7 protein-coding genes are annotated in these 8,148 nt (G+C 70.5%); 5 read left to right on the forward strand and 2 right to left on the reverse strand.

The genetic code is table 11. From position 1 onward, the window contains the following. The first annotated feature begins 23 nt into the window (after positions 1-23). From FL311_RS38225 to FL311_RS38235, 3 genes are all read left to right on the forward strand, one after another. Positions 24-1,400, forward strand: coding sequence for a hypothetical protein (locus FL311_RS38225; RefSeq protein WP_228557354.1), 1,377 nt, complete (start codon positions 24-26; stop codon positions 1,398-1,400). Positions 1,401-1,406: 6 nt separating this feature from the next. Continuing rightward, complete coding sequence (locus tag FL311_RS38230) at positions 1,407-2,285, forward strand: hypothetical protein (protein WP_141332595.1); 879 nt, start codon at positions 1,407-1,409, stop codon at positions 2,283-2,285. A 96-nt stretch (positions 2,286-2,381) separates the two neighbouring features. Continuing rightward, positions 2,382-3,383, forward strand: coding sequence for an RNA ligase family protein (locus FL311_RS38235; protein ID WP_141332596.1), 1,002 nt, complete (start codon positions 2,382-2,384; stop codon positions 3,381-3,383). Here FL311_RS38235 and FL311_RS38240 read toward each other — a convergent pair. Then, positions 3,367-4,863, reverse strand: a complete 1,497-nt coding sequence (locus FL311_RS38240) for a rhomboid family intramembrane serine protease (RefSeq protein ID WP_228557352.1) — start codon at positions 4,861-4,863, stop codon at positions 3,367-3,369. The two genes, FL311_RS38235 and FL311_RS38240, sit on opposite strands and share 17 nt — an antisense overlap. 210 nt (positions 4,864-5,073) lie before the next feature. Here FL311_RS38240 and FL311_RS38245 point away from each other — a divergent pair, with 210 nt between their 5' ends. After that, positions 5,074-6,852 (forward strand): FHA domain-containing protein, encoded by a 1,779-nt coding sequence (locus FL311_RS38245; RefSeq protein ID WP_228557353.1) that lies wholly within the window; start codon positions 5,074-5,076, stop codon positions 6,850-6,852. A gap of 100 nt (positions 6,853-6,952) precedes the next feature. After that, positions 6,953-7,546 carry a response regulator gene (locus tag FL311_RS38250; RefSeq protein WP_046715490.1) on the forward strand — a complete coding sequence of 198 codons (594 nt, stop codon included), beginning with the start codon at positions 6,953-6,955 and terminating at the stop codon, positions 7,544-7,546. A gap of 34 nt (positions 7,547-7,580) precedes the next feature. Here FL311_RS38250 and FL311_RS38255 read toward each other — a convergent pair. Continuing rightward, positions 7,581-8,148, reverse strand: a 568-nt coding sequence (locus FL311_RS38255; protein ID WP_141332599.1) for an enoyl-CoA hydratase/isomerase family protein, incomplete at its 5' end; no start/stop codon positions are given.

An 8,148-nucleotide genomic window follows, 5' to 3' on the forward strand; every position in this document is an offset into this window, starting at 1 on the left:
CGCCCGAGGAGCTCATCCAGGGCGTGGACCGGGGCTTCTACGTCACGTCCCTGCTCGGCCACGGCGCCAACCCCGTCACGGGCGAGCTGTCCGCGGGGACGCCTCCTCTCGAGGGCGAGCCCACCCCCAGCGAGCCCACGGGTCCACCCTTTGAGGAACAGCATCGCTCGCGCGACAAAGCGGAGGGGTCGCTGTTCCAACGCTTACGGGACGGGGGGTCCACGCGAGACGAAGGCGCGCCCCTCGTCGCGTCCGCCATCCAGCCTCCGTCCGACCCGCTGCCCGTGCAGGACCCGGAGCGGCCCGTGGTGTGCCTCACGTTGCCACCCACGCCCGCGGTTCCCTCGGGGTACTGGAGGGCCCAGTGCGATACCCGCGAGCGACACTGCCTCATCGCCCCGCAGCACGAGCTGGACATGGACGGGCGGGAGACGGACCGGATGCTGGAGCGCGCTCGCGGCTGCATCCTCGAGCGTGACACGTCCATCCCCGCGGACGTGCTGCGCCAGTACCGGCTGGAGCCCTCCATCGCGGACGCGCCGCCCGGCTGGTATCGCGATGAGCGCGGCCGGGTGATGCAGTTCAACTTCGACCTGCACCGACGCATCTGGCTGGGCGGCGCGTGGAGCCCGCTGTGGCGTGAAGGCGTCCCGCGCGAGGACCGCGTGCGTCTGGACTTCGGCATCGCGTTGGAGCTCGCCGACGACCGACACCTGCACCGGCTGCGCATGCTGGAGACGGAGGTGATGTTGGGGCAACGGACGCTCGACTCGACGCTCTTGCGCTACGACTTCAGCGTCGAGCGGAATGACCCGCTGTTCCGCATCACCACGTTCTTCGGCGAGCCGCGCCGGTACGACATCAGCCTCGACATGGGCCTGTGGCTCGAGGCGCTGCGCGTGGAGGAGGTGGAGCGCGGCGAGCTGCAGGGCGGCTTCCTCACCTGGGGCAGCGTGCATGCCACGTTGGACCTGTGGCACTCGCGCGACCTGGTGTCGTACGTGCGCGTGCGCGCGGGCCCCTCCGCCGAGCGCGACTACGAGAACGACGTCAACTCGCTCGTCCCAGGCGCCGTGCTGGAGGCGGACCTCACGCTGGACCGGGATGGCTTCCATCACCTGCGCCTCGGCGTGGAGGCGGAGAAGGTGCTCCTGTCGCGCGCCATCCTCGGGCGCCCGTTGCGGCCGGAGCGACTCAAGGTCTCCGCCGGCTACGAGCTCATCCTCATCGCCATCAACGACCAGCCACTGTCGCTGGTGATGGATGCGCGCGGGATGTGGCGCAACGACATCCCCTACCTGCCCCAGCGCTGGGAGTGGTCCGCCTCCACGGGGCTCCGCTTCTCACTCTGGGCTCCCGCGCGCCGCTCCGCGCCCACGGCCCAGCAGGCGCGGGACTGAAAGCCCGTGCTCGCGCTCGCTCTCACCTTGCTGCTGACCATGGCCCCCACCCCAGGCGTGGACACGCCCCACGTCGACCCGTGTGCTCCACACGACGCGCTCGGTGACCCGTTCCCCGTCTGCTTCGACCCGGGCGAAGGGCTGGTGGTGGGCTCGGGCGTCGTGATGAACGACGGCGTCCAGGCCCTGTCCCTGCGCGCGAGCGTGCGTCTGCGCAGCGGCCGCACCAGCCGGAGCAAGGGCACCCCGTGGTTCAACAACCATCGACTGGTCGACGTGGAGCTATGGGACGGCGCGCGTCGGGGCCTGTCGTTCACCGCGTATGACGGGCTGCTGCGCCGCCACCTGGAGGAGGGTTTCATCCTGATTCCCACCGCGCGCCCGCTGCGCATCCCCTTCCCGTTCGACGTGACGGTGGCGCTGCGCGCGGCGCACCTGGAGCGGCGCGTCTGGGAGGGACCGGGGTGGACGTTGGAGACCGGACGCGTGGGGCTCCTGGTGGACCCGATTCGCTCGGAGACCGAGCGCGCCTGGTTCGGCGTGGGCCCCGTCGCGACCCACACGCTGCGCCATTCGAGGGACGGCACCTCGCAGGAGCTGTCCCCCTTCACCTCGTTGATGTTCGACGGAGGGCTGGAGAGCGAGGACGGGCTGTGGGCCTTGCGCGCCTCGGGGCTCGCGGGATGGACGCACGGCGTGGACGGAGGCACCTCCTTCCGCATGCGCGCGGACGCATCACTGGAGCGGGTGTTCCTCGCCGTGGCGGACCAGCCCGTGGCGCTGCGCCTGTCCGGCGGCGCCGTCCAGGGCGATGCGGGCCTCTTCCGGCGGGACACGTGGACGGTGGGCGCGAGCCTGGTGGTGCGGGCCTTCAGCGCGAGGTAACAAGGCCCACGGTGTGCCAGCGGGGCTGTCAGCCCGCGAGGCACGTGGCGTCACCAGGGAGCCCGCCCCTCGTGGCGGCGCGATGGGAGGTCCGTCATGGAGAGAAAGCTCGTCTCGATTCAGCGCATCGACCACCTGGAGGACATCCCCGGAGCCGACAACATCCTGAAGGCGCGGGTGATGGGCTGGGACGTGGTGGTGAGGAGGGGCGAGTTCGCTCCCGGGGATGCGTGCGTCTTCTTCGAAATCGACAGCCAGCTTCCGGAGGGCAAGGACTGGGCGGAGTTCCTCCGGGCCCGGAGCTTCCGCGTGAAGACGGCGAGGCTCAGGGGCGTGTTGTCCCAGGGGCTCGCGCTGCCGACGTCCATCCTGGGTGGCGACGTGCCGCCCATCGGCACGGACGTGAAGGACGCGCTGGGCGTCGTGAAGTTCGAGCCCACGCCCTCCGACGGGAACGACGTGGCCGGCCCCTTCCCGGGCCAGGTGCCGAAGACGGACGAGATTCGACTGCAGTCGGCGCTGGGCGTGCTCGACGAGCTGCGGGGCCTCGACTTCTACGTGACGACGAAGCTGGACGGCACCTCCTCCACGTTCTTGCGGACGCGGGAGGGTGAGCTGGTGGCGTGCTCGCGCAACTGGGCGTTGAAGCCCGGCAAGCACCCGGCGTGGCGCGTGGCGGAGAAGTACGCGCTGGCCACCGTCCTGCCACCTGGCTTCGCCATCCAGGGAGAGCTGTGCGGACCGGGCATCCAGAAGAACCGCCTGGGGCTCGACGCGGTGGACCTGTTCGTCTTCAGCGTCCACGACACGCGCACGGGCCACTTCCTGGGCCACGCGGAGCACCTCGCGTTCTGCGAGCGGCACGGGCTGCGCTCGGTGCCGGTGGAGCACGTCATCACGGGCGATGAGGCGCGCGCGTTCGAGCACGGCCTGGAGCACTACCTGCGACTGGCCCAGGGCCTCTACCCCGGGACGAAGAACCGGAAGGAAGGCATCGTCGTCCGGCCGCTCGTCGAGCGGCTGTCGCCCACGCTGGGCGGCGGCAGGCTGTCGTTCAAGGTCATCAACAACGACTTCCTCCTCAAGGACGAGGAGTGAGTCGGCTCCCCCCTTCCAGGATTCCGCCCGGACGTGGCGACTCCTGGGAGGGGTGAGGCGCGGAGGTCTCCAGCACCGCGCGCAACGCGGCCTCCGCGGCACGCAGGCGCGCATCCTGCGGGTCCACGCGCCGCGCCCGCTCCAGTCGCTCCAGCGCCCGGGGGAGCGCGCCTCGCGACAGCTCGCAGCGCACGCCCGCCTCGAGCGCGCCCGTGTCCGAGGGGCCGTAGACCTCCGCCTCGTCGGCCGCGTGACAGCCCTCGTCCACGCGCCCGGCGTCGAGCAGCGCCCGCGCGAGCTCCACCCTCGCGCCCACGTGCGAGGGAGACAGGCGCACCGCCTCCGTGAGCGGGACGATGGCCTGCCTCGACGCGCCCAGCCGACGCAGCACCGCGCCCAGCTCCCGCTGCGGCCCCGCTGCCCCCGGAGACAGGAGTGCCCTGCCCCGCGCCTCACGCAGCACCGAGGGCTCATCGAAGCGCAGCTCCGCCACCATCCGGTTCACGATGTCCTGATACGCGGGCCACTGCGCGGGCCAGATGAAGACCAGCCGGTAGACCCACTCGCCGCGCGGCACGAAGAAGGCGATGAGCCGCTTTCCTCCCGCGGGCCCATCCAGCTCCGCGCGGAGCCTCAGTGCGAGCCTGCCGCCGACCTGCGTGCTCTGCGGCCCCAGCACCGACCGCGTCCGTCCCTCGGGGCCGGGCACACCGAGCGGCAGCGTCTCCTCCTGGAAGTGCCGCGCCTGCGCGAGTCCGTCGCCGGGCTCACCCGCCTCGATGGCCTCCGCGGAGAACGTGCGCCGCCCCTGCCCATCCACCTCGCCACTCCACCCTTGGGGCATCATCACCGCGACGCCGAAGCCGTCATCCCGCTCCACCCGCCAGCCCGAGCGCTCCGCCACCACCGCCATCACCACCGCGATGGCCACCAGGACGCCGACCACCGGCCGCGCCACTCCCGGCCGCGTCGTGCCCTCCAACTCGCGCGGCTCCAGGAACGCCCCGGCGAGCAGCCCCGTCACCAGGCCACCCAGGTGCCCGGCGTTGTCCACACCCACGGATGTCCAGCCCATCCAGAGAAACACGAGCACCGTGGGAATCGCGCTCTCTCCGGAGAGCCAACGCACGCGGAAGGCGGCGTGTGATCGGTGACGGCGTCCGAGCACGAGCAGCGCGCCCATGCACCCATAGACGAGCCCCGACGCGCCCACGCTCACCGCGCCAGACCAGGCAAGCGAGCTCGCCATGGTGGTGAGCCCCGCGGCCACGAGCAGCGCGACATAGTCGCGACGTCGGCAGACCTTCTCCAGCGCCACGCCCGCGGCCACCAGCACGACGACGTTGAGCGCCAGGTGCAGCGCATCCCGGTGCAGCAGGTTGGCCGTCGCCAGGCGCCACACCTGCCCCGCCTCCAGGACGAGCGGCCCCGCCTTGGCGCCCCAGCGCACCAGCGCGTCCACGTCGACGGGGCCCCGCATCACCAGGGCGCCATGGACCCCCAGAAGGACCCCCGCCAGGGTCAGCGTGACCCAGGGAAACGCCCGAGCGCCCCCCTGCCCGGCCGCTTGACCGATGGACAACAGGCCCGGCTGCCCCACCTGCTGGGGAGAAAGTCCTGTCATTTGAGGGGGATGCATGACTTGTGGTTTGAAAGGGCGTTCTGCTATGACTGTACGCGGATCGGACCCGTGCTGAAGCTCATCATCGAAGACGACGAGGGGCGCAAGACCGTTGTTCCCTTCGTGCGCGACGAGATCACCATCGGCCGTCAGGAGGGAAACACCATCCGCCTGACGGAACGTAACGTGTCACGTCGTCACGCACGACTGGTGCGGTTGAACGGCCATGTCGTGGTGGAGGACCTGGGTAGCTATAACGGCACCCGGATCAACGGCGAGCGTATCGCGGGTCAGTCGCCCCTGAATGAGGGCGACCTGATCCAGATCGGCGACTACGACCTGGCACTCCAGGCCGAGGGCGCCGCGAACGCCGTAGGCCCCATCACGACCAAGGTGCCCGCGCGCCGGCAGGAATCAGAGCCCGACGAGCCCGAGGGCTCCGAGGACGAGTCGCCCGGCGACGGGGAGGAGAACGACCACACTCCTCCGTCCCTGGACGGCGCGGACAAGCGTCGAAACTCCACCTCCATCATCCGGTTGGATCATGTGGAGGCGGACCGCCCGCGAAAGCTGGAGGACATCGACACCAAGGACGCGCCGCGTCTGGTGGTGTTGACCCCGGAAGAGCTGCGCGGTCAGGAGTTCGCGTGCATCCGGACGGAGCTGCGCATCGGCCGGACGGACGACAACGACATCACGTTGGATCATCGCTCGCTGTCGCGCACGCACGCCAAGCTGGTGCGCGAGAACACCGGCGAGTGGCGTGTCATCGACATGCAGTCCGCCAACGGGATGACGGTCAACGGCGAGAGCTACGCCCAGGCGACGCTGAACAGCGGCGACGTGGTGGAGCTGGGCCACGTGAAGCTGCGCTTCCTGGCCGCCGGGGATGCCGCGGACGAGGCCGAGGAGCAGGGCGCGAGCGAAGGCGGCATGTCGAAGCTGCCGCTGGTCGCCGGGCTCGTCGCGCTGCTGCTGGGTGGCGGCGTCATCTTCTGGATGTACAAGCAGGGTCAGCTTGGGGGGACGCCCCCGCCTGTCGACCCCGTGGCCGTGGCGCCGAACACGAAGCCCGTGGAGCCGCCTCCGGTGGTCCCGGCGAAGCAGCCGCCCGAGGACGCCAAGCCGCCGGAGACGGTGGCGCAGCCTGAGACGCCTGCCGCGCCGGCGAAGCCGACCTACAAGGAGCTGATGGACAAGGCCCGGGCCGCGTTCGACAGCAAGGACCTGGAGCTGACCGAAAGCACCCTGGCGGAGCTTCCCGAGGGCGACAAGTCCCGGAAGGAGGCCAAGCAGCTGCAGGGCAAGGTCGACTCCGAGAAGAATGCGCAGGCTCAACTCGAGAACGCGCAGAGCTCACTGGGCGCGGGCAAGCTCGAGGACGCCAGGAAGTCGCTGGACGCCGCCGCCAGCACCGAGTTCTTCAAGGACCGCTACGCGGAACTGAGGAAGCAGGTCGGGGCGCTCGAGAAGAAGCAGCAGGATGAGGCCGCGGCGGCGCAGGCGGCAGCCCAGGCCCAGAAGCCCCCCGCGAACACCCCGCCCGCGAACGCCAAGGAGCCCGACAAGGCGAACGTCGAGGACCCCACCATCGAGTTGGTGAGCAAGACGCGCGAGCTCCTCAAGCAGCAGAACTACCGCGAGGCGCTCACCTTCGCGGAGAAGTGCGCGAGGGTGAACGACGCGAACGCCGACTGCCACCTCGTGCTGGGAATCACCCGCGCACGGCTCAACGAAATCGACGAGGGGGCCAAGCACTACCGAAAGTTCCTGGAGCTCGCCCCGGCGAATCACCCCTCTCGCAAGGGCGTGACGGATCTCCTGAAGGCGTACGACAGCAACCGATAGCAGAAGCTCAAGGGAGGCGGACCATCCCCCATTGGCTGCGCGTGCTCGCCCCCTCCCCGAGCCCCAGCTCGACGACGTTCACCTGCAGCGAGGAGACGCTGTGCAGATTCGCATCCTGGTGGTTGATGACGAGCAGGACAACTGCGACTACCTCAAGCTGGTGCTGACCCGCGAAGGCTACGAGGTCGTCACCACGACGGACCCCACGCAGACGGTGGAGATCCTCCGTGGCTCCGACTTCCACCTCGTCATCCTCGACATGATGATGCCGCAGATGTCGGGGACCGAGGTGCTGGAGCAGATCCGCAAGTACGACACCGACGTCGCCGTCATCGTCGCCACCGCGTACCCCACGGTGGACACGGCCGTCGCGTCGCTCAAGGCCCAGGCCTCTGACTACGTCAAGAAGCCCATGGAGCCCGAGCAGTTCATCTCCGCCGTCCGCAACGCCCTCCAGAAGAAGGGCCTGTCGCAGGACCCGGAGGCGGATCTCCACCGCGCCATCGGGCGCACCATCCGCGACGCCCGCAAGACGCAGGAGCTCACCCTCAAGCAGCTCGCGCGGCGCACGGGCCTGTCCGTGTCCCTGCTGTCGCAAATCGAGCGCGCCGAGTCCTCGGCGTCCATCTCGTCGCTCTACAAGATCGCCTCCGCGCTCCAGCTGCGCATGGGCGAGCTGTTCGGCGACACCTGAAGCACCCCCACCGCCTCGCCGGCCGCTCCAGTCTCTAGCGGCCGGTGAAGCGGGGCGGTCTCTTCTCCAGGAACGCCGCCCGCCCCTCCTTCGCGTCCTCGCTGGCGAACGCCCTCGCGCGCAGCTCCCGGAGCCGCGCCTGCTCCGGGTCCCCGAGCGGCGAGCGCCCCAGGAGCCCGAAGGACTCCTTCATCCCCGACACCGCCCCCGGCGCATGGCCCGCCAGCGTCGCGCACAGCGCGTCCGCGCGCGCCTCCGCGTCCTCCTCGCACGCGTCCAACAGCCCCCAGTCCAGCGCCTCGCGCGCGTCCAGCTTCCTCGCGGTGAGGAACAGCTGCTTGGCCCGCGACAACCCCACCAGCCGCGTGGCCCGCGCCAGGCCCTCCGGCGAGTAGACGATTCCCAGCTTCGCCGGAGGCATGAGGAAGACCGTCTCCGGTGCGCCCACGCGGAAGTCACACGAGGCCGCCAGGTCGAACCCCGCCCCCACCGCCGCGCCGCGCACCAGCGCCACGCTGGGCGCCGGGTGCCGCTCCAGCTTGAGCAGGCAGTCCACCAGGATATCGTCCGGGAGCCGCCCGTCCTCCCCGGGAGGCCCCAGG

Origin of the sequence: Myxococcus sp. AB025B (assembly GCF_006518215.1) — a bacterium.
Classification (GTDB): domain Bacteria; phylum Myxococcota; class Myxococcia; order Myxococcales; family Myxococcaceae; genus Myxococcus; species Myxococcus fulvus.